We start from the raw sequence: 19417 nt of genomic DNA, 5'->3' as shown, positions 1-19417 counted from the left end.
GTGGCCCGGAATGTCGTGACAGCATCAAAAGCTTAGAACGGTAATTACGCGGAGGCTGATCATGAGACGTGCGGCCCTGGCGATAGCGGTCGCGTCGGCCTGCTCCTTCGCCTTCTCCGGCACGATGGCCAAGTATCTCGCGGGCGGCGGCCTGTCGCCGATGGAGTCGGTCTGGGTGCGGATGGCGGGGTCCGCCCTGCTGCTCGTCGGCGTTCTCGCCCTGTTCAGGCCGGGGGCGCTGCGCGTCCCGCGCTCGCGGCTGCCGTTCGTCCTGGTGTACTCGGTGGTCGCGGTGGCGGGGGTGCAGTCGCTGTACTTCGCGGCCGTCGCCCGGCTGCCGGTGGGCATCGCCCTGCTGATCGAGTACACCTCGCCGGTGCTGGTCGTGCTCTGGGTGCGGTTCGTCCGGCGGGTACGGCTGCCGCGCGCCGCCTACCTGGGCGCGGTGGTGGCGGTCACCGGGCTGGCCGTCGTGGTCGAGGTGTGGACGGGCCTGTCCCTCGATCCGCTGGGCCTGGTGTTCGCCTTCGGGGCGGCGGCCTGCGGCGCCGGATACTTCCTGCTCAGCGACGGCTTCGGCGACGACATCGACCCCCTCGGCCTGATCGCCTGGGGGCTGCTCGGCGCGGCCGTGGTGCTCGTCCCGATCTCCCGGCCGTGGGACATCCCGTGGCGGGCGTTCACCCTGACCACCGACGCCGGCGGCGGTTTCGCGCTGCCGGTGTGGGCCGCGGCGCTCTGGCTGATCGCGGTCGCCACGGTCGCCGCCTACATCCTGGGCGTCATCGCGATCCGGCGGCTGTCGGCCGCGGTCGGCTCCACGGTCGGCACGCTGGAGGTCATCATCGGCGCGGTGGTCGCCTGGCTGCTGGCGGGTGAGGCGCTCGGGTTCTTCCAGATCGCCGGCGGCGTCGTCGTGCTGACCGGCGCCTACCTGGCCCAGCGGGTCACCGGGGAGCTGCCCCAGGCGGTGGTGGAGCTCCCGGAGCCGGCCCGCGCGGGGTGACCCGCGCGGAGCCCCGGAGTGACCCCGGCCGGCCCGGCGGAAGCCGTGGCGGGCCGGGGAGCGGGCTCACGGGCGCCGGCTGTACCGCGGGGCCGGCGCGGTGCCGGTCCCGGATCGGGGCGCCGGCCGTACCGCCGGACCGGCGCCGTGCCGGTCCCGGGTCAGGGGGCCGGTTCGCGGGGCGTCAGCCGTACCACCCGGGAACCCTCGGCCCAGCGGGCCGTCAGCCCCGCCCCGTCGGCGGCGTTGAGCCGCTCCTTGGCCAGCGCGGCCACCGCCTCCGGGGCGCGTCCCTGGTCCACCACCTCGACCGCCGCGTCGAAGGAGACCAGCCTGGCCCCGTTGTCCTTGCTGCGCAGGGTCACCCCGACCACCCCGGCCTCGGCCAGGCCGGGAAGGTCCTGCTCACCGCCGCCGGTCACCACGTAGATCGCGCCGTCGTGCCAGACGTGCCAGGCGAGCCGGGGCCGGTCCAGCGAGAGCCACAGGATCCCCGACTTCTTGGCGCCCTCTTCGATAACACCCATGCGGCGAATGTACGGCCTGCGGGCCCGGCGTCCCCGGCGGCGGGAGAGCGTCCGGGCCCCGCGTGTCCTCGCGTCCGGGCCCCGCGCGTCCTCGCGTCCGGGTCAGCGGCGGGAGAGCCGCCAGGCCGCCGGGAGCAGACCGGCCGCGATCGCGATCTTGGCGGCGTCGCCGAGCAGGAACGGGATCACACCCGCGGCGAGCGCGCCGCCCAGGCCGAGCCCGGTGACGGCCATCAGCACCGGCACGCCGAAGGCGTAGATCACCAGGTTGCCGAGGGCCATCGTGCCGACCGTGCGGGCGACGGTGCGGTCGCCGCCGCGCTCGGCGAGCCTGCCGACGAGGGCGGCGGCGGCGATGAAGCCGACGACGTAGCCGAACGTGGCCCCGCCGAAGCCCGCGGTGCCGCCCTGGAACCACGGCACGCCCGCGACGCCGACGACGGTGTAGAGGATCATGCTGAGCGCCGCGCGGTTCATGCCGAGGGCCGCGCCGACGAGCATGACCGCGAAGGTCTGGCCGGTGACCGGGACGGGCCACATGGGAACGGTCAGCTGCGCCGCGAGCCCGGTCAGGACCGCTCCGCCGGCGACGAGCGCGGCGTCCCGCACCCGGGACCCGGGGATGAGGTCGGACAGTACGGCGGGCCGGACCGCCGGAGAAGCGTTTGCCATCGTTCTCGTCTCCCTTTGCTGAAGCTTGGTTCCTCATTATTCGGACATCTCCGGCGCGACGCGCACGGGGGCACCGCCAAGAACGGGGGTGAGACTTTGTATGACAGCCATAGCGCCGGGTCCGGCGCGCCGGGGTGGGCGGCGTCCCGTTACGGTGTCGCCATGCGCTCCCGACGTTCGTGTCTCGCGGTCCCCGGCAGCAACCCGCGCTTCCTGGAGAAGGCCCAGGGCCTCCCCGCCGACGAGGTCTTCCTCGACCTGGAGGACTCCGTCGCGCCGCCGGCCAAGGAGGAGGCGCGCCGGAACGTCGTGGCCGCCCTGCGCGAGGGCGACTGGTCGGGCAAGACACGGGTGGTGCGGGTCAACGACCTGGGCACCCGGTGGACCTACCGGGACGTCATCGAGGTCGTGGAGGGGGCGGGGGAGTTCCTCGACTGCCTGATGCTGCCGAAGGTGGAGGACGCCACCCAGGTGGCCTGGCTGGACGTCCTGCTCACCCAGATCGAGATGGCGAACGGGCTGCCGGTCGGCCGGATCGGCATCGAGGCCCAGATCGAGAGCGCCCGGGGCCTGGTCAACGTGGACGCCATCGGCGGCGCCTCCCGGCGCCTGGAGACGCTGGTCTTCGGCCCGGCCGACTTCATGGCCTCGATCAACATGCGGACCATGGTCGTCGGGGAGCAGCCCCCCGGCTACACCGAGGGCGACGCCTACCACTACGTCCTGATGCGCATCCTCATGGCGGCCCGCACGCACGGCCTGCAGGCCGTCGACGGCCCGTACCTCGCGATCAAGGACCTGGACGGCTACCGCCGGGTGGCGGCCCGGTCGGCGGCGCTCGGCTTCGACGGCAAGTGGGTGCTGCACCCGACGCAGGTCGAGGCGGCCAACGAGGTGTTCTCGCCGTCCCAGGACGACTACGACCGGGCCGAGCTGATCCTCGACGCCTACGAGTACTACACGACGGTCGAGAGGCGCGGCGCGGTCATGCTCGGGGACGAGATGATCGACGAGGCGTCCCGGAAGATGGCGCTGGTGGTCGCGGCCAAGGGGCGGGCCGCCGGGCTGGGCCGTACCGCGTCGTTCACCCCGCCGTCCGCCTGACCCCGGTCGGATCGGCCGACCGGGCCCGATCGCGGTACGGATGACCGGGCGGGAGCGCGGGGTGCCGGAGTCCGGGCGGCCGGGCCGGAGGGGCGTGCGGGCCGTGGCGGACAGGTGGGCGGGCGGACGGTGTTTTCGGTCCGCCGAGATTCAGGAAATACGGTCTTAAAAGATGATGTTTCTGGTGGGTCGCATGTAAATCTGACTAGAGAGGTCTCGCCAGCGTGGCTCCGGCGTGTTGCTCTGGACTGTGTACGGTTCCGGCCCCGGCCGCCCCGCGGAGGTGATCGTTTAGGCGGAACGGGGTAGGAGTAGGTCCCGTGGGTTTCACCGCCCGGCCGGCAATCGCGGCGGGGTGTCACGGAGACGGCTGGAACGGTCCGGGAGGGTGATCCCGGGCCGAGACGGGCTTCCTGCGAGGAGGTGCTGAGCGTGGTCCCGGGCCCCCACGACCCGCGCTCACCGGAACGGCCGCCGGACGACGGCGCCGGTGACGACGCGATCCCAGGGGGCGGCCCCCGCCGCCCCGAGGACTACCCGCCCACCCTCCGGCACTTCCCGCCCGGACCCTCCGACGACGGCCCCCGGGGAGTGCCGCTGGCCTCCCCCTGGATGCTCCCGCCGTTCTCCGCTCCCGTCCCGGAGGAGGACGAGCCCCTGCGGGCGCGCCCCGAGGGACTGGGCGGCGAGCGTCGCCGCCCGCACACCCGCCCCTACTCCTCCTCCCGCGACGGCCTCCCCGAGGACTCCGCTCCCGGGGACCTCGTTCCCGAGGGCCGCGACCGCGACCGCGATCGGGATCGGGAGCGGGATCGGGATCGGGATCGGGATCGGGATCGGGAGCAGGACGGGGACGCCGCGCCGCGGCCCGCCCCCCGTCGCGCCGTACGGCCCGACATGCTCGTGGCCTCCGGCCCGCCGCGGGTGCCCGGCGGCGCGCCCGGGTTCGAGGCGCCGGGGGCGGACGCCGTACCCGACGACGACGACTTCGAGCCGGTGCGCCGCGTGGGGCGTCCCCCGGGAGGCCGCCCGGCCCGGCCCGACCTGCTGGTCGCCCAGGGCCCGCCCGGCAGGCGCGGACCGGCCGGCGGCCGGCACCACCGCTCCTCCCCGCCGCCCTCGGCCGTGCGCCGCTCCAGCCCGACGCGGCGCAGGAGCGTGCGCGGCCTGGTCGTGCCGGTCGCGGTCGTCATGGTCCTCGCCGTCGCGGTCGCAGGGGGCCTGGCGCTGTGGGGATGGGTCGGCGACCCCTTCGGCACCGGGCTGCGGCTGGTCGGCGACGAGAGCGGCTCCGGCGACTCCGCCTTCGTCGCGCAGCCCGAGGCCGGGGGCACCGGCTCCAGCCAGGTGCTCAACGCCATGGCGGCCGACGGCTCGACCGTGGTGGCCGTCGGCAGCGACACCACCAGCCCGGTGCCCAGGCCGCTCTTCCTCGTCTCCACCGACGGCGGCTCGACCTGGCGGCTCGGCAGGGTGAACGGGCCCGCGGGCTTCCAGGGCGGGCCGACCGCCGTCGGCGCGGTGGCGGGCGGCGACGGCCGCTGGCTGGCCGCGGGCAACGACCTCCTCGGCACCGGTCAGGGCCTGTGGACCAGCGCCGACGGCTACGAGTGGACCGCGGTGGATCCCGCCGGCACGGGCGCGTTCGTCACCGGCGACAAGATCATGGAGCTGGCCAGGACGTCCTCCGGCTTCGTCGCGGTCGGCACGGCCGTGCTCCCGGACGGCACCGCCGGGGCCGTCGCCTGGGTTTCGCCCGACGGTCGCGGCTGGAGCAGGGTGGACACCTCGAAGATCGGCGCCCCGGACAGGGTGCGGGGCCTCAAGGCGGTCGTGGCCAGGGGAGAGGCCGTGGTCGCGCTCGGTGATCCGGGGCAGGGGCGGTCGTCCTCGGTGATCCTCCGCTCGGCCGACGGCGGACGCACCTGGCTGCGGACGGGGACGGAGCTGGACGGCGTCATCCCCGAGCCGGGCACGCTCGCGGCCTCCGCCGGCGGGTTCGTGCTCGTCCCGGCCCAGCAGCGCGGCGAGAAGGGCGACGTCCAGGTCCGCTGCTCCTCACAGGGCGACGACTGGAACCGGTGCGGCAAGATCACCGGGATGGACCCCGACGGCACCGGCGTCCGGCGGCTGACCTCCTCGCCGCAGGGCGTGGCCGCGATCGCCGAGACGGCCTTCGAACGCTACGCCGTCTACACCAGCAAGGACGGTCACGACTGGGCGAGGTCCACCGACCTCGGGCAGGTCCCCGGCTCGCTGCGGGCGGTCACCGTCTCCGGCACCGGAACGCTCGTCGTCGGCGGCGACGAACGCGCCGCCGACGTGGACAACCGGCTGGTCCTCATCACCGCTCCCAGGGGAGGCCGGGCCGCGCCGGTCCCGCTGGGCGGGATCGAGGGACTGGCCAGGGCCGAGCGGGAGACCGCCCGGGTGGCCGCGGGGGAGGGCGGGTTCGTCGCCGTCGGCACCGCCTCCGGCGACGCGGGCGTCTGGACCAGCGCCGATGGGCAGAGCTGGACGGCCGCGGGCCCGGCGCAGGCCCTCGGCGGCCCGCGGCGCCAGTCGCTCGCCGACGTCGCGCAGGGCAGGCACGGCTGGCTGGCCGTGGGCGGCACCATGACCGACGCCTCCTCCACCGAGCCGCTGCTCCTCACCTCGGCGGGCGGCCCTTCGGCTGGTGGCGCGAACTGGCGGCGGGTCCCGATCGCGGGCCCCCTCGCACCCGCGGCCGACCACGACTTCCTCGCCCCGCACGCGGTGGCCGCCGGGCCCTCGGGCTACGTTCTGGCCGGGGAGGACCGCGGCCCGGCCGGGAGCGTCCCCGTGCTGTGGTTCACCCCGGACCTCAAGCGCTACACCAGGGCGGAGAAGCTGCCCGCGGGCGGCAGCGGGGTGCGGCTGCACGACGTCTCGGCGACCTCCACGGGCTACGTGGCCGTCGGCGGCGCCGGCACCGCCGGGCACGAGACCGGTGTGGTCTGGGTGTCCGCCGACGGCGTCGCCTGGACCGCGCGCAAACCGTTCCTGCCGCCGGGGGCGACGTCGGCGGGGCTGCGCCACGTCGTCCTGCACGGAGGGAGCATCGTCGCGACCGGTTCCGCCCGGACCGACCAGGGCGACCGGCCCTTCGGCGCGGTCTCGGCCGACAACGGGACGACCTGGCGCGTCTCCTGGCTCCCGGCCGGCCGGGCCGCCGCCGTGCAGGACCTGGCGGCCACGGACGACGGCGTGGTGGCGGTCGGCTGGGACGGCGTCCCCGGTGACGGCGACAGCGCGGTCTGGACCTCCGAGGACGGGGCGACCTGGCTGCGGCACGACCCCGAACAGGGCAACCAGAGCGGCGAGGGCGCCCAGTGGCTGGGCGCGGTCGCGATCGCCGGGGACCGGGTGGTGGCGCTGGGCCGTTCCACCACCTATGACGCCGACCACCTCACCGTGTGGCGCTCGACGCTCGCCCCGGAGCGATGACCGGCCGCCGTGCCGTACGGCGTCCGGGGTTCACCGCGGGGCGATGACCGACCACTCGGTGAGGGCCGCGAGCAGGCCGGGGGTCAGCGGGAGCCGGGCCAGCTCGCCGGGGGAGAACCAGCCCGCGTCGGCGGCGTCGTCGCCGGCCGCGAGGACGCCGCCGCGCACCTCCGCGAGGTAGTCGCGGATCTCGTAGACGACGCCGCCGGGTCCCGGCCGGTCCACCGAGCCGGCCAGGCGGCCCACGGCGACCGTCAGGCCCGTCTCCTCCAGCACCTCGCGCGCCACCGCCTCGGCGTCGGACTCGCCGGGCTCGACCCGGCCGCCCGGCACCGACCACAGCCCCTCGCCGGGCGGGCGCCCCCGGCGTACGAGGAGCAGCCGCCCCGAACCGTCACGGACGATCGCGCCCACACAATTTACCCGCACGTTGAGAAGATTACGGCGGGATAACGAGCAGTGCCCTTGACGGAGGGGGCGCCGAGGACGCACCGTGGGTAATCGTGAGAGCCGCGCCTACCTGCCCACGGTGTTTCGGCCCGCTCCGCGCGCCCAGCGTCTGGTCGAGCGCCTGGAGATGCGCCCGGCACGGCGACGTCCTGCCGCTGCAGGCGCCGATGCACCCCTCCGCCGCCGCCGTCGAGGCCGTCGCCCGCGACGCCCAGGTGCCCGTCTGGCTGCCCTGGCCGCTGCCGCAGGGATTCCTGGTCAACGGCCTGGCCCAGGCCGGAGACGACCGCACCGGGGCCAGGGCCACCGTGGTCGCCCTCTCCGGGCCGTCCCTGACCCGGGGGCCGGCCGACATGCTGGTGGTCGCCGAGGAGCCCGGCGTCGGGCTGGGCGCGGGGTACGCGGGACTGGACGGCCCCGACCCCGGCATCGGGTTCGACGAGGGCCCGGCACACGCCAAACTCGACATCAACGGCCGGCCGACCCCGCTGTGGTGCGTGACCGGCACGCCCGACCGCGCGGTGTACGCCGGGGAGGCGCTGGGCAACTGGCTGTGGCTGGTCATCTGGCCGCCCGAGGCGGGCTACCTCATCACCCTGGCCGAGCTGTCCCTGCGCGACCTGCGCGACCACGACCAGGCGCTGGACCTGCCGTTCGGCGCGTTCTCGCCGCGCCTGGGCGGCGAGGGGCCGGTGGAGACCGGCGAAGAGGACTGAGAAGAGAGCCGGGAAGACGGGGTCTCCGGCGGCTTGCGGGTAAAGTTCGGAAGCGTGACAGCGCGTATCGAACGAGTGGTGACCGAGGGGACCGTCGACGTCGACGGCGTCGAGTACGAGGTCGAGAACAACACCTGGATCATCGGTGACGACGAGGAGGTCATCGTCATCGACCCCGCGCGCGACGCGGAGACGATCCTGGCGGAGGTCGGCGAGCGGGAGGTGCTGGCCGTCGTCTGCACCCACGGCCTGCCCGACCACGTGGGCGCGGCCATCGAGGTCGCGGCCCGGGACGAGGCCGTGGTCGCCCTGCACCCCAAGGACCGGCCGCTGTGGCGGCGGACCTGGCCGGAGACCTGGCCGGACATCGAGATGGAGGACGAGGGCGTGTTCGGCGTCGCCGACGTCGAGCTGGAGGTGATGTCCACCCCGGGCGTCTCGCAGGGCGGCGTCTCCCTCTACTGCGAGGCCCTGTCGGCGGTGTTCACCGGCAAGACCCTGCAGGCCGACGGGCCGGGAAGGCTCGGCGACGAGCACCCCGCGCTGGCCGACCAGCTCACCGCGATCGGCGGCCGCCTGTTCACCCTGCCCCACGCCACGCGCGTGCTGCCCTCGCAGGGTGAGGAGACCACGATCGGCGCCCTGGAGCCGCGGTTCGACGACTGGCTGTCGGGTTCGCTGCTCCGCGGCCCGGAGACCGGCGGGACCGGTGAGGCAGATGGTCCGCTGACCGACGGCACGAAGGCGGCCGGCATCCGCCTCGACCTCCGCGACCAGTGACCCCGTGGACCAGCTACCCCTGGAGGGCATGCCGCGGCGGCTCTACTCCTGCACGCCGTCGCGGCTGAACACCTGGCTCGACTGCCCCCGGCGCTACCGGTTCACCTACATGGACCGGCCCGCGCCGTCCAGGGGGCCGGCGTGGGCGCACAACAGCGTGGGGATCAGCGTGCACAACGCCCTCGCGGGGTGGTGGCGCGAGCCGTACGAGCGGCGGACGCCGGAGACGGCGGCCACCCTGGTCGGCAGGGGGTGGATCGGCGAGGGCTTCCGCGACGCCGAGCAGTCGGCGGCCTGGCGGAAACGGGCCGCGGAGATGACCGGCGCCTACGCCGCGACCCTCGACCCCGCCGACGAGCCCGTCGGCGTTGAGCGGACGGTCGCCGCGCGGACCCCGGTCATCGCGCTCTCCGGCCGCGTCGACCGGCTCGACCGGCGCGGCGGGGAGCTGGTCGTGGTCGACTACAAGACCGGCCGCCGGCCCTCCACCACCGACGACGCCCGGTTCTCCCTGGCGCTGGCCGTCTACGCGGTGGCCTCGGAGCGGATGCTGCGCACCCCCTGCCGCCGGGTGGAGCTGCACCACCTTCCGAGCGGCTCGATCGTGGAGTGGGAGCACACCGAGGAGTCGCTGGCCGGTCATCTGCGGCGGGCCGAGGAGATCGCGACCGAGGCGTCGGAGGCCGACGACCGCTACCGCGCCTGGGCGGGCCCGGCGCGCTCCACCGGGCGGGCCGGCCGTACGCAGCCGGAGGCCGGCCGTACGCCGCCGGAGGTCCCCGCGGAGATCGACGCGGTCTTCCCGCCCCGGACCGGTCCCCTGTGTTCCTGGTGCGATTTCCGGAAGCACTGCCCCGAGGGCCGCGCCGCCGCCGGCGACCGCGACCCCTGGGCCGCCCTGGCCGACGACTGATCCCGGCCCCGCCGGGCCCGGCTCAGGAACCTTCGGTCCGCCGGGCCGGTCCGGGGACCCCTCGTGGCCCTGTCCGAGCCGTCGGGGCCGTCGGGGCCGCTCAGTTCAGCAGGCGGGCCTCGGACTCGTTCCAGAACCGGGTGAGCGCGGCGGCCGTCGTCTCCGGGGCCTCCACCGCGGGGGAGTGGGCCGCGCCGGGCAGGACCACGCACTCGGTGCCCAGCCGGTGGGCCATCTCCGCCTGCGTCTCCAGCGGCCAGCCGTCGTCGTGCTCGCCGCACAGCACGAACGTGGGCACCCCGACCTGGGCGAGGTCGTCGCAGCGGTCCGGCGCCGACAGCACCTGGCGGGTCATCGCGACCATCCCGGTCACGGAGTTGGCGAGCAGCCGCCCGCGCAGGAACTCGACGATCTCGTCGGGCACGCCGGCCGCCAGCGCCTCCGGCTCCATCCGGGTCTGCCACAGCCGCTCGATGCCCGCCTCGGGCAGCTCGGCGAGCATGGCGCGGCTCACCTGGGCGCGCACCCCCGGGATCGAGGAGGGGCCCGAGCTCATCAGCGTGTAGGACGCGAACTTGGTGCGGCCGTCGATGACCGCCTCGCGGGCGACCAGGCCGCCGAAGGAGTGGCCGACCAGGTGGACGGGGCCGCCCCCGCCGACGTGCTGGGCCAGGACGTCGACGTCGTTGCCGAGCGCCGCGCAGGTGTAGGCGGCGGGGTCGTCGGGGCCCTCCGTCTCGTACTGGCCCCGCATGTCGATCGCGATGACCTCGCGGCCGGCCTGGGCGAGGGTCTGCAGGACCGCGATGAAGTCTTCCTTGCTGCCGGTGAGGCCGGGGACCAGCAGCGCTGGCCAGCGCTCGGCTATGCCACTGACCGGCAGGGCCTCCAGCGCGGCGAAGGTCCCAACGGCCGTCTCGATCCGCCGGGAACGGACGCCAGGAGGCAGGGTCAGAAATCGTGGCGTACTCACGTGGCCCCACGATACCTCTCCCCGCGGAGTGCCTTCGTGCGCCTGAGATGCGGAAAAGGGGCGCGATCCGATGGGTCGCGCCCCTTTCGGCGGGAGCCCGGGCCGCCCTCCCCCTCCGGGGCGGGTGCGGTTCGGGCCCCCTCGTTCTCCTCCGTGCCTTCCGCCGGGCTCCGCCGCCTACTGCGGGCGGCGCGGACCCCGCTGCTGCCCCCGCGCGGGGGGACGGCGGCGGCTCTGCGCCCGCTCCGACGCCGCCGACGGGGCGATCTCGTCGTCGTCCGTCGCGAGGTCCGGCGACTGGAAGATCACCGTGAACGGACTCGCCGGAACGATCTTCTCCGGCTGCGGGCGGGAGGCCGGGACGTCGGGTTCGTCGTCCCACCGGCCGGTCGCCGGCTCCTCTTCCCGGACCACGTCGTCCCGGATGGCTTCGTCCCGGACCGTGTCATTTCGGGCGACTTCATCCCGGACGGTACCGCTCTGGACTACTTCCTCCCGGACGGCGTCGTCCGGGGAGGGGGCGCTCCGATCCTCGCCGCCGAGGCTCACCTCGGGGTTCAGGCCGGACTTACGGCGACGGGACCTCGCGGGGCGCTCCTCCCGGGCGTCCTCGCGGGGCGCCGCGTCCGTCTCCGGCACGGCGGGCTCGGCGACCGGGCGCCGAGCCTCCTCGGTCACGAGCGGCGCGTTCCGCTCGCCGGCGGCCCCGGCCGCCACGGCGGTCTCGGGGACCGCGGTGTCACGGGCACCCCCGGCGTCGGGCCGGGACGGCTCCTCCACCGCTCCGGCGGCCTGTACGGCCTCCTGGGCGTTCCGGCCGCCCCGGGTACGGCGACGCTCCCGGGGGGTGCGGGCCGGACGCTCCCGGCGCTCCCTGGACTCCTCCTCGCGGCTCCGGCGTTCCCTGGACTCCTCCTCGCGACCCCGGCGCGGACCGCGCGAGCGGCTGCGGCCGGTCTCCCCGAGGTCCTCGATCTCCTCGGCCGCCAGGCCCGCGCGGGAGCGGTTGGCGCGCGGCAGCACGCCCTTGGTGCCCTCGGGGATGCCCAGGTCGGTGTAGATGTGCGCGGAGGTCGAGTAGGTCTCGACCGGCTCGGCGAAGTCGAGCGACAGCGCGTTGTTGATGACCTTCCAGCGGGTGAGGTCCTCCCACTCCACGAAGGTCACCGCGACGCCCGTCTTGCCCGCCCGGCCGGTGCGGCCGATCCGGTGCACGTAGGCCTTCTCGTCCTGCGGGCAGTCGTAGTTGACCACGTGGGTGACGTCGTCGACGTCGATGCCGCGCGCCGCGACGTCCGTCGCCACGAGAACGTCGATCTTGCCGTTGCGGAAGGCGCGCAGCGCCTGCTCGCGCTGGCCCTGACCGAGGTCCCCGTGGACGGCCGCGGCGGCGAAGCCGCGCTCCTTGAGGTCCTCCACGACCCTGTCGCAGGCCCGCTTGGTCTCACAGAAGATCATCGTGAGTCCGCGGCCCTCGCACTGCAGGAGCCGGCCCACGATCTCGACCTTGTCCATCCGGTGCACACGCCAGACGAACTGCGTCGTCTGCGGCGTGGCCTCGGCCTCGGCGTCGTTGTTCTCGGCCCGCACGTGGGTCGGGCGGCTGAGGTAACGCCGGGACAGGGCGACGATCTCACCCGGCAGCGTCGCGGAGAACAGCATCGTCTGCCGCTCCGCCGGGATGAGCTTGATGATCCGCTCGATGTCGGGCAGGAAGCCCAGGTCGAGCATGCGGTCGGCCTCGTCCAGGACGAGGGCGCTGATCTGGCTGAGGTCGAGGTGCTTCTGCTTGACCAGGTCGAGCAGACGGCCCGGGGTGCCGACGATGACGTCGACGCCCTGCTTGAGCGCCTCGATCTGAGGTTCGTAGGCGCGCCCGCCGTACACGGTGAGGATCCGCGAGCCCAGCTTTCCCGCCGCCGTGACCAGGTCTTCGGTGACCTGGACGGCCAGCTCGCGGGTCGGCACGACGACCAGCCCGCGCGGCTTCTTGCGGTTCTTCCTGGGCTTGCCCACCCGCTGCAGCATGGCGACGCCGAAGGCGTACGTCTTGCCGGTGCCGGTACGCGCCTGTCCGATGATGTCCTGGCCGTTGAGCGCCAGGGGGAGTGCCATCTCCTGAATGGGGAACGGCGTGGTGATGCCCTCGGTCTCGAGGGCGTCAGCGATCTCCGGGTTGACTCCGAGGTCTCGGAACGTCGTCAGCTTGGCCTGCCTAAGTCTCCGTTGAAGGCAGTCCTGCCGGGACCACGGGCTGAAATGGTTCCCCGTGCCCGGGTCCTCGCGGAAGGGCCGGCCCTCTGATGTCATCAGCGACCGCTGCGGCGTCATGCCGACTTCGGGGGCGTCCAGGAGGTGAAATCTCCTGGGTTAACACGGGTGCGGTCGCACTTTCACAGAGCAGTGTACTCGATACCACAACGCGGAACCGATTTCTTGGTATTCCTGCGGAATGGCGGGGCCCGGTAGCTCGTAGGCTTCCCTGCATGAGTGATTCCCCTCCCGGTGTCGCCGACCTGCTCGGTGTCCTCGCCTACGCCGAGCTCACCGCCTTCCTACGGCTCGCCGAGGACGCCGCCCGGCTCGCCCCCACGCTGACCGACCGGGCCGCGCTCGGCGACCTGGCCGTGACCGAGTACGCCCATTTCCGGCTGCTGAGCGACCGGCTCGCCGCGCTGGGGACGGACCCGGAGGAGGCGATGGCGCCGTTCGTCGGGCCGCTGGACGACTGGCACGCCAGGACCGCGCCGCACGACTGGCTGGAGGCCCTGGTCAAGGCGTACGTGGGCACGGGGATGGCCCTCGACTTCTACCGTGAGGCGGCCACCCTGGTCGACGATGAGACCCGCCGGCTCGTCGACGAGGTGCTCGTCGATGAGGGACGCTCGCAGTTCGCGGTGGAGCGGGTGCGCGCGGCCATCGAGAACGATCACGTGGTATGCGGGCGGCTGGCGCTGTGGGCCAGGCGGCTCGTGGGGGAGTCGCTCAACCAGGGCCGGAGGGTGGCCGAGGCCCGGCCGGAGCTGGCGGCGCTGCTGGTGGAGGCGGCGGGGGAGGACATCACCCGGATGTTCGGCCGGCTGACCGAGGCCCACGGCGAGCGGATGTCGGCCCTGGGGCTGACCCCCGGCCCCTGAGCCCGGCCGGACGGCGGACGGGCGCGCCGAGGGTCCGGGTCGCACAGGGCCGGGTGCCCCGAAAGGCCACCCGGAGCCGAGGCGCCGCCTCCCGGACGGGCCGGGGCCGAGACGCGGCCCCCGGATATGTCGGCTGATCGGGGAGCGTGAAGTCGCCGGACGGTTGTACGGTGCGAGACATGAGGGTCCCGCGCCGCTACGGCACTCCTCCGACCAGATGTGGACCGAACCGCTGGGCGCTCCGCGCCGTGCTGCGCCGGGGGGACGCGGACTGCCCCGCCGTCAGCCTGGGCCGCCACCCCGTCCACCGGGGCAGACGCCCGCCGGGCTGCCGCCTCCCGGGACGGGAGGACCGTCCGGGACGGTGCCCGGGAGACTGACCGGCCCGTGCCGGTCGGCCCCCCGGGGACTCCCGTCTTGTCAGAGGGTGCCGCCGAAGCCGACCGGCCGGTTCTCCTCCTCGCCGATCTCGATGAAACCGAGCGAGGCGATGGGGACCAGCACCTTGCGGCCGCCGGTGTCGGTGATGCTGAACACGCCGCGTTCGGGGGCGAGGGCCTGGTGCAGCTCCTCCTCGATCTGCTCGGCCGTCAGCTCGGTGTTCAGTATGAGCTCGCGGTGCACGGAGCGTACGCCGATCTTGATTTCCATCCTGCTCCCTTTCGACGAGGGTTGCTCGTCCCATGGTCACCCCATCGGAGCCGCGAGCGCCGCTTGATCGCGTCAAGCGAACAGACGCGTCGCCTTCCGCCGGCGTCCGGCCGGACGCCCGCCGGTGCTCGGCCGTACGGCCCCGCGGGTGCTCGCCGTGCCGCCCCGTCAGTGCTCGGCGGTGGTGCGGGGGAAGCCCGATATGCCGCGCCACGACAGGCGGGCGATGAGCTGGGTGGCGGCGTCCTTGGGGATGGAGCCGCCGCTGCTGATCCAGTAGCGGGCGCTGACCTCGGCCATGCCGACCAGGCCGACGCCGAGCAGCCGGGCCTCGTCGCTGGAGCAGCCGGTGTCCTCCTGGATGACCTGGCTGATCATCTCGGCGCTCTCGCGGAGGTTGCGCTCGATGCGCTGGCGGACCGGGGCGACGTTGCGCAGGTCGGACTCGAAGACCAGCCGGAACGCCTCGCCCTGGGTGGAGACGAAGTCGAAGAACGCCCCGATCGCCGCCTGGACCCGCTGCTTGTTGTCGGTGGTGGAGGCCAGTGCGTCGCGGCAGCGGGCGATCATGTCGTCCACGTGCACGTCCAGCAGGGCGAGGTAGAGCTCCTGCTTGCCGGGGAAGTGCTGGTAGAGAACCGGCTTGCTGACGCCGGCCCGTTCGGCGATCTCGTCCATCGCCGCCGCGTGGTAGCCGTTCTCCACGAAGACTTCCTGGGCGGCGCTGAGCAGCTGGCGACGGCGGGCCATCCGGGGCAGCCGGGTGCCCCGGGGCTTGGCGTCCGGGGTAGCGGTCACGGCGTTCTCCTTGCGGGTGCTCCTGCTGTCCTGCGACATCCTACGCGTGGGTAACCAGGTCAGCGATAGTCGTCCTCGTCGAGCTCCACCACGCGGGTCTGCTCGGCGGCGTCGGCGGGGTCGGCGTCGAGGGGGATGTGATCCGGCCAGTCCGGGCCGTCCTCCCGCACCGGGCGGGTCTGCTCGGCGGCGTCGGCCTCGGGGGTCTCGGGCGAGATCCCCGAGACCCGGCCGGGGGCGTCGTCGCGCGCCGGGCGGGTCTGCTCGGCGGCGTCGGCGTCGGTCGCCTCGATCCCGATCTCCTCCCCCTCGGGAAGATCCGTGAGCGTCTCGTCGTCCAGATCCGCCGGACCCTGACCGCGTGCGTTGATTTCAGCCACTCGTCTGCTTCCGTTCTTCCGTGTGACCGGGCGAACATCGGACATCGCCCAGCGTACGACCTCGGGTCCCGCCCGCCGCGAAAGGCGGGGCATCGGAACCCCCATGGCGGGTAACTGCCCTGTTGGTGAGTTTTTACATCCACCTCGTTCATGTTCCGAACGTACGTGCGAAGATCGGCGGGGGCGGTCCCGAGACAGGGAGAGACCATGCGGAGCATCTGGAAGGGCGCGATCGCGTTCGGGCTGGTCACGATCCCGGTCGGGGTGCACACCGCGACCGAGCAGCGCAACGTCTCCTTCCACCTCGTGCACCGGGAGGACGCCGGCCGGGTCAGGTTCCGGAGGATCTGCGAGGTCTGCGAGCAGGAGGTGCCCTACGCCGACGTGGCCAAGGGTTACGAGCTGCCGACCGGGGAGGTGGTCGTCCTGGAGAGCGAGGACTTCGAGGACCTGCCGCTCTCGACCTCGCGGCGGATCGAGGTGCTCCAGTTCTCCCCGGCGGACCAGATCGACCCCATCCTGCTGAACAAGTCCTACTACCTGGAGCCCGACTCCGAGGGCGTGCGCCCCTACGTGCTGCTGCGCGACGCGCTCGAACGCTCCCGCCGGGTGGCGATCGTCAAGGTCGCGCTGCGGCAGCGCGAGTCGCTGGCGGTGCTCCGGGTCAGGGAGGGGGTGTTCGTGCTGGAGACGATGCTCTGGCCGGACGAGGTGCGCCAGGCCGACTTCGGGTTCCTGGAGGAGGAGACCGAGGTGCGGGCCCAGGAGCTGAGGATGGCCGAGTCGCTGATCGACAGCATGGTCGCCGACTTCGACCCCGCGCTGTACAGGGACGCCTACCGGGAGGCGCTCCAGGAGGTCATCGAGGCCAAGGTGGCGGGCCGCGAGGTCGTCACGCCGGCCGCCGCGCCCGAGCCCGGTCCCGCGCCCGACCTGATGGCCGCGCTCCGCGCCAGCGTCGAGGCGGCCAAGCGGCGGCGGCCGCCCGGCGGGGCGCCCACCGCCGCGCGCGGGTCCGCCGGGTCCGCTGGGTCCGCCGGGTCCGCCGGGTCCGCTGGATCCGCCGGGGAGAGCGGGGAGGCGAAGACGCCGCGCAAGGGGAAGGCACGCCGTCCCGCCTGACACGCCGCTCCGTCTGACACGCCGTCCCGCCCGGCACGCCGTCCCGCCCGGCACGCCGTCCCGCCCGGCACGCCGCTCCACCGCCGCCCGGTCCGGCGGTCGTCCCCGGTACGGCGCGGTCACCGTACGGCGGGACCGTCCCGCTCCCGGAGCGCGGAGACATGCTCCCGGAAGCCGGGGACACGCGGGGACATGGGGACGGGGGCCCCGCCGGCTCGATGCCGGTGAGGCCCCCGTCGTTGCGCGCGGACGCGAGGTCCGCCCGTGATCGGCCGGGTGTCAGCTGGTCGGCGCGGCGCCGGCCGCGCCACCGCCGGCGGCACCCTCGTCACGGCCGCCACCGACGATCACCGGGTTGAAGCGCTCGAACTCGAAGTCACGGCGGGTCTGGGCCTGGCGCTCGCGCTGGGCCTGGGCGTTGTCGCCGTGCACGGTGTTGTAGTTGTTGTTGGCGGTGATGACCCGCAGCCTGAAGCGACGGTGGCTGCAGCGGCGGCCGCCCCAGCCGCAGCCGCCGCCGCAGCCGGTCTGGAAGCCGGCGATGGTGGTCTGCGCCACGGTGGCGCCGGCGGCCGTGGTGGCCGCACCCAGGCTGACGATGCCGCCGGTCAGCGCGGTGCTGATCGCGACGCCCGCGAGAACAGTCTTGAACATTTGTCTTTCCCCTTTTCGATGAGCGGTTTCCCGCTCGTTTCTCTGCGCTTCTTGAAAATGCGCGCCGTCCGGCGGATGACGCGCCGTTGCGAGCGGTGGCCATGGAATGGGTTTTCCGGCGGCGCCGGCCGCCCGGTCCCATTCGGAGAATGCCGTACGGGAATATCCCGTGCCGGCCGACGGGCGCCGTGCCGAGTCGTCTCGTCTCCCCCGGGGCACCCGGGCCCGCCGGTCGGGCACCGTCTTTCGCGGAGAACGGTGTCCTCGTGCGGGCCCGGGCCTCACCCCCCGGGCGGGTTGGAACTCGTCACGGTCGCGAGCCGGGTCGCGTGCGGTCACCCGCTAGGGGCGCGTGCCGCGTCCCGGCCGGGCGACTGGTCAGTCCCCGCCACCCGTGAACGGGTCGAACCGGTTGAAGTCGAAGTCCCGGTCCTCCTGGAACTGGCGCTGACGCTGGGCCTGCAGGTTGTCGCCCCGGACGTTGTTGTGGTTGTTGTTGACGGTGATGACCCTCAGCCGGAAGCGGTTGTGGCTGCAACGACGACCGCAGCCGCCACCGCATCCGCAGCGACGCCAGCCGCAGCCGCCGCCGCAGCCGCCGCAGGTCTGGAAGCCGGCGACGGTGGTCTGAGCCACGGCGGCGTTGGCCGCGGTCGCGGTGGTGGCCGCACCGAGGCTGACGATGCCGCCGGCCAGCGCCGTGCTGACCGCGACCCCCGCGAAGACGCTCTTGAACTTGGGCATTGCGTTTCCCCCTTGAAAGGATCGGTTGCCCCGCTCTGGCGTTTTCTCGATTTCTCGAAAAACGCCCGAGATGGCCCTTAAGGGCCGATCTCTCGCAGACTTGATTTCCGCCCCCCTTGGGCGACAAACAGAGATTGGCGGCTTTTACTTCTGCCTTATCTATTTATCGCCGCGGTTAGACTCTTATTAATTGTTTTGCTGTGAAATGTCTTTAATGTCGCTTTTGTGCTGAGGTGGGCGGTGACCGGTATCGTCGGATCAGGGGCCGTCACGGGCGCGACGCGAGAGGACAAGGGGTCATGGAGCTGATTCCGCCCTGGCCGGGCGAGATGGTCGACATCGGGGGGCAGCGCCTCCACGTGCGTTCCACCCCGCGGGGACCGGCCGAGACCGCCGTCTACGTGCACGGGCTGGCCGGTTCCGCGACGAACTGGACCGACCTGATGGCCGAGCTGTCGGATCTGGTCACCGGGCACGCCGTCGACCTCCCGGGGGCCGGCTACTCCCCGGAGCCGCCCGGCGCCGACTACTCGATCGACGCCCACGCCCGCTCGGTGACCGCGCTGGTCGAGCGGATCTCGGCCGGGCCCGTCCACCTGTTCGGCAACTCCATGGGCGGCGCGATCTCCGTGCGGATCGCCGCGACCCGCCCGGACCTGGTCCGCTCCCTCACGCTCGTCTCCCCGGCGCTGCCCGACCTGACCCCCCGGTACGGCCCGGCGCGGGTGGCCCTGTCGGCGGTGCCGAGGCTGGGTGACTGGGCCGCGAGCCGGCTGAGCATGCTGCCGCCGGAGCGCAGGATCAACGCCACGATGGCCATGTGCTACGCCGACCTCGGCCGCGTCCACCCCGACCGGCTGCGCGAGGCGGCGGAGGAGCTGCGCCGCCGGGACGGCCTGCCGTACGCCGGGGAGTCGATGATCGGCTCGGCGCGCGGGCTCGTCGCCGAGTACTTCCGGCGCGGTGAGGACAACCTGTGGCGGCAGGCGGCCCGGGTGACCGCGCCCACACTGGTCGTCCACGGCCGCTACGACCGGCTGGTCAACCCCCGGATGGCGGCCCGCGCCGGACGGACGTTCCCGCGCGTGCGACTGGTGCTGCTGCCCGACGCCGGGCACGTGGCGCAGATGGAGGTCCCGGGACGGGTGGCCCGGGAGGCCAGGCAGCTCATCACCGAGAGCGCCGGGAGTGCCGCGAGCGCCGGGAGTGCCGCGAGCGCCGGAAACGCCGGGGATGGCAGGAGTGCCGGAGACGCCGGGGGTGCCCGGTCACGGATCGGGGAATGACCGGGACGACCCCCGGGTTGTCAGTGGTGCGCGCCG

Annotated in this window: 19 protein-coding genes; 9 read left to right on the top strand and 10 right to left on the bottom strand. The window is 73.8% G+C overall.

What is annotated here, in order from left to right:
* The first annotated feature begins 61 nt into the window (after window positions 1-61).
* Window positions 62-1006, top strand: a complete 945-nt coding sequence (locus tag ACFYSC_RS04390) for a DMT family transporter (RefSeq protein WP_389956504.1) — start codon at window positions 62-64, stop codon at window positions 1004-1006.
* A 161-nt stretch (window positions 1007-1167) separates the two neighbouring features.
* Here ACFYSC_RS04390 and ACFYSC_RS04385 read toward each other — a convergent pair whose 3' ends face one another.
* A complete protein-coding gene (locus tag ACFYSC_RS04385) occupies window positions 1168-1533 on the bottom strand; it encodes a hypothetical protein (RefSeq protein WP_389956501.1) in 366 nt (121 codons plus the stop codon).
* A 102-nt stretch (window positions 1534-1635) separates the two neighbouring features.
* Complete coding sequence (locus ACFYSC_RS04380; protein WP_389956498.1) at window positions 1636-2205, bottom strand: biotin transporter BioY; 570 nt, start codon at window positions 2203-2205, stop codon at window positions 1636-1638.
* Between the two features lie 162 nt (window positions 2206-2367).
* On the opposite strand from ACFYSC_RS04380, the gene ACFYSC_RS04375 reads away from it, so the two are divergent.
* Both ACFYSC_RS04375 and ACFYSC_RS04370 read left to right on the top strand, forming a co-directional pair.
* Window positions 2368-3309 carry a CoA ester lyase gene (locus ACFYSC_RS04375; protein ID WP_362939232.1) on the top strand — a complete coding sequence of 314 codons (942 nt, stop codon included), beginning with the start codon at window positions 2368-2370 and terminating at the stop codon, window positions 3307-3309.
* A gap of 423 nt (window positions 3310-3732) precedes the next feature.
* Window positions 3733-6777 carry a hypothetical protein gene (locus tag ACFYSC_RS04370; RefSeq protein ID WP_389956496.1) on the top strand — a complete coding sequence of 1015 codons (3045 nt, stop codon included), beginning with the start codon at window positions 3733-3735 and terminating at the stop codon, window positions 6775-6777.
* A gap of 30 nt (window positions 6778-6807) precedes the next feature.
* On the opposite strand, the gene ACFYSC_RS04365 is transcribed toward ACFYSC_RS04370, so the two are convergent.
* Window positions 6808-7191: an NUDIX hydrolase gene (locus ACFYSC_RS04365; RefSeq protein WP_389956493.1), complete on the bottom strand. Its 384-nt coding sequence runs from the start codon at window positions 7189-7191 to the stop codon at window positions 6808-6810.
* 89 nt (window positions 7192-7280) lie between these two features.
* Between ACFYSC_RS04365 and ACFYSC_RS04360 the strand changes: the two genes are divergently transcribed.
* The 3 genes from ACFYSC_RS04360 to ACFYSC_RS04350 are packed head-to-tail and all read left to right on the top strand — an operon-like array spanning window position 7281 to window position 9636.
* Complete coding sequence (locus tag ACFYSC_RS04360; RefSeq protein WP_389956490.1) at window positions 7281-7943, top strand: DUF6758 family protein; 663 nt, start codon at window positions 7281-7283, stop codon at window positions 7941-7943.
* A gap of 54 nt (window positions 7944-7997) precedes the next feature.
* The gene (locus tag ACFYSC_RS04355; RefSeq protein ID WP_389956487.1) at window positions 7998-8723 is read left to right on the top strand and encodes an MBL fold metallo-hydrolase; all 726 of its coding nucleotides are present in this window, start codon (window positions 7998-8000) and stop codon (window positions 8721-8723) included.
* Window positions 8724-8727: 4 nt separating this feature from the next.
* Entirely contained in the window at window positions 8728-9636 is a 909-nt protein-coding gene (locus ACFYSC_RS04350) for a RecB family exonuclease (RefSeq protein ID WP_389956484.1), read from the top strand.
* A 100-nt stretch (window positions 9637-9736) separates the two neighbouring features.
* Here ACFYSC_RS04350 and ACFYSC_RS04345 read toward each other — a convergent pair whose 3' ends face one another.
* The gene (locus tag ACFYSC_RS04345) at window positions 9737-10609 is read right to left on the bottom strand and encodes an alpha/beta hydrolase (RefSeq protein ID WP_362939250.1); all 873 of its coding nucleotides are present in this window, start codon (window positions 10607-10609) and stop codon (window positions 9737-9739) included.
* 177 nt (window positions 10610-10786) lie between these two features.
* Complete coding sequence (locus ACFYSC_RS04340; RefSeq protein ID WP_389956481.1) at window positions 10787-12724, bottom strand: DEAD/DEAH box helicase; 1938 nt, start codon at window positions 12722-12724, stop codon at window positions 10787-10789.
* A 371-nt stretch (window positions 12725-13095) separates the two neighbouring features.
* On the opposite strand from ACFYSC_RS04340, the gene ACFYSC_RS04335 reads away from it, so the two are divergent.
* On the top strand, window positions 13096-13746 hold the full coding sequence (locus tag ACFYSC_RS04335; protein WP_362939256.1) for a ferritin-like fold-containing protein: 651 nt from the start codon (window positions 13096-13098) through the stop codon (window positions 13744-13746).
* Between the two features lie 420 nt (window positions 13747-14166).
* Here the strand turns inward: ACFYSC_RS04335 and ACFYSC_RS04330 are convergent, their stop codons facing one another.
* The 3 genes from ACFYSC_RS04330 to ACFYSC_RS04320 form a co-directional block, all read right to left on the bottom strand.
* On the bottom strand, window positions 14167-14397 hold the full coding sequence (locus tag ACFYSC_RS04330; protein ID WP_362939259.1) for a DUF3107 domain-containing protein: 231 nt from the start codon (window positions 14395-14397) through the stop codon (window positions 14167-14169).
* A 168-nt stretch (window positions 14398-14565) separates the two neighbouring features.
* The gene (locus ACFYSC_RS04325) at window positions 14566-15195 is read right to left on the bottom strand and encodes a TetR/AcrR family transcriptional regulator (RefSeq protein WP_179825285.1); all 630 of its coding nucleotides are present in this window, start codon (window positions 15193-15195) and stop codon (window positions 14566-14568) included.
* A gap of 59 nt (window positions 15196-15254) precedes the next feature.
* Window positions 15255-15575, bottom strand: coding sequence for a hypothetical protein (locus ACFYSC_RS04320; protein WP_389956477.1), 321 nt, complete (start codon window positions 15573-15575; stop codon window positions 15255-15257).
* 207 nt (window positions 15576-15782) lie between these two features.
* Here ACFYSC_RS04320 and ACFYSC_RS04315 point away from each other — a divergent pair, with 207 nt between their 5' ends.
* Window positions 15783-16697 (top strand): Ku protein, encoded by a 915-nt coding sequence (locus tag ACFYSC_RS04315; protein WP_389956473.1) that lies wholly within the window; start codon window positions 15783-15785, stop codon window positions 16695-16697.
* A gap of 279 nt (window positions 16698-16976) precedes the next feature.
* Here ACFYSC_RS04315 and ACFYSC_RS04310 read toward each other — a convergent pair whose 3' ends face one another.
* Window positions 16977-17351, bottom strand: a complete 375-nt coding sequence (locus tag ACFYSC_RS04310) for a hypothetical protein (RefSeq protein ID WP_389956470.1) — start codon at window positions 17349-17351, stop codon at window positions 16977-16979.
* Window positions 17352-17729: 378 nt separating this feature from the next.
* A complete protein-coding gene (locus tag ACFYSC_RS04305) occupies window positions 17730-18095 on the bottom strand; it encodes a hypothetical protein (protein ID WP_389956467.1) in 366 nt (121 codons plus the stop codon).
* A 299-nt stretch (window positions 18096-18394) separates the two neighbouring features.
* On the opposite strand from ACFYSC_RS04305, the gene ACFYSC_RS04300 reads away from it, so the two are divergent.
* Window positions 18395-19381, top strand: a complete 987-nt coding sequence (locus ACFYSC_RS04300; RefSeq protein WP_389956464.1) for an alpha/beta fold hydrolase — start codon at window positions 18395-18397, stop codon at window positions 19379-19381.
* Window positions 19382-19417: the final 36 nt, after the last annotated feature.

It is taken from the genome of Streptosporangium sp. NPDC004379 (assembly GCF_042873875.1).
Lineage (GTDB): Bacteria > Actinomycetota > Actinomycetes > Streptosporangiales > Streptosporangiaceae > Streptosporangium.
Note: the sequence above shows the minus strand (reverse complement) of the source record. Positions and strands in the feature narration are given on the sequence as shown.

What these genes read in the sequence shown, in the direction of transcription:
- ACFYSC_RS04300 (WP_389956464.1), top strand. Translation starts at nt 18,395, where the DNA reads ATGGAGCTGATTCCGCCCTGGCCGGGCGAGATGGTCGACATCGGGGGG.
- ACFYSC_RS04330 (WP_362939259.1), bottom strand. Translation starts at nt 14,397, where the DNA reads ATGGAAATCAAGATCGGCGTACGCTCCGTGCACCGCGAGCTCATACTG.
- ACFYSC_RS04335 (WP_362939256.1), top strand. Translation starts at nt 13,096, where the DNA reads ATGAGTGATTCCCCTCCCGGTGTCGCCGACCTGCTCGGTGTCCTCGCC.
- ACFYSC_RS04385 (WP_389956501.1), bottom strand. Translation starts at nt 1,533, where the DNA reads ATGGGTGTTATCGAAGAGGGCGCCAAGAAGTCGGGGATCCTGTGGCTC.
- ACFYSC_RS04310 (WP_389956470.1), bottom strand. Translation starts at nt 17,351, where the DNA reads ATGTTCAAGACTGTTCTCGCGGGCGTCGCGATCAGCACCGCGCTGACC.
- ACFYSC_RS04315 (WP_389956473.1), top strand. Translation starts at nt 15,783, where the DNA reads ATGCGGAGCATCTGGAAGGGCGCGATCGCGTTCGGGCTGGTCACGATC.
- ACFYSC_RS04380 (WP_389956498.1), bottom strand. Translation starts at nt 2,205, where the DNA reads ATGGCAAACGCTTCTCCGGCGGTCCGGCCCGCCGTACTGTCCGACCTC.
- ACFYSC_RS04375 (WP_362939232.1), top strand. Translation starts at nt 2,368, where the DNA reads ATGCGCTCCCGACGTTCGTGTCTCGCGGTCCCCGGCAGCAACCCGCGC.
- ACFYSC_RS04340 (WP_389956481.1), bottom strand. Translation starts at nt 12,724, where the DNA reads ATGGCACTCCCCCTGGCGCTCAACGGCCAGGACATCATCGGACAGGCG.
- ACFYSC_RS04305 (WP_389956467.1), bottom strand. Translation starts at nt 18,095, where the DNA reads ATGCCCAAGTTCAAGAGCGTCTTCGCGGGGGTCGCGGTCAGCACGGCG.
- ACFYSC_RS04390 (WP_389956504.1), top strand. Translation starts at nt 62, where the DNA reads ATGAGACGTGCGGCCCTGGCGATAGCGGTCGCGTCGGCCTGCTCCTTC.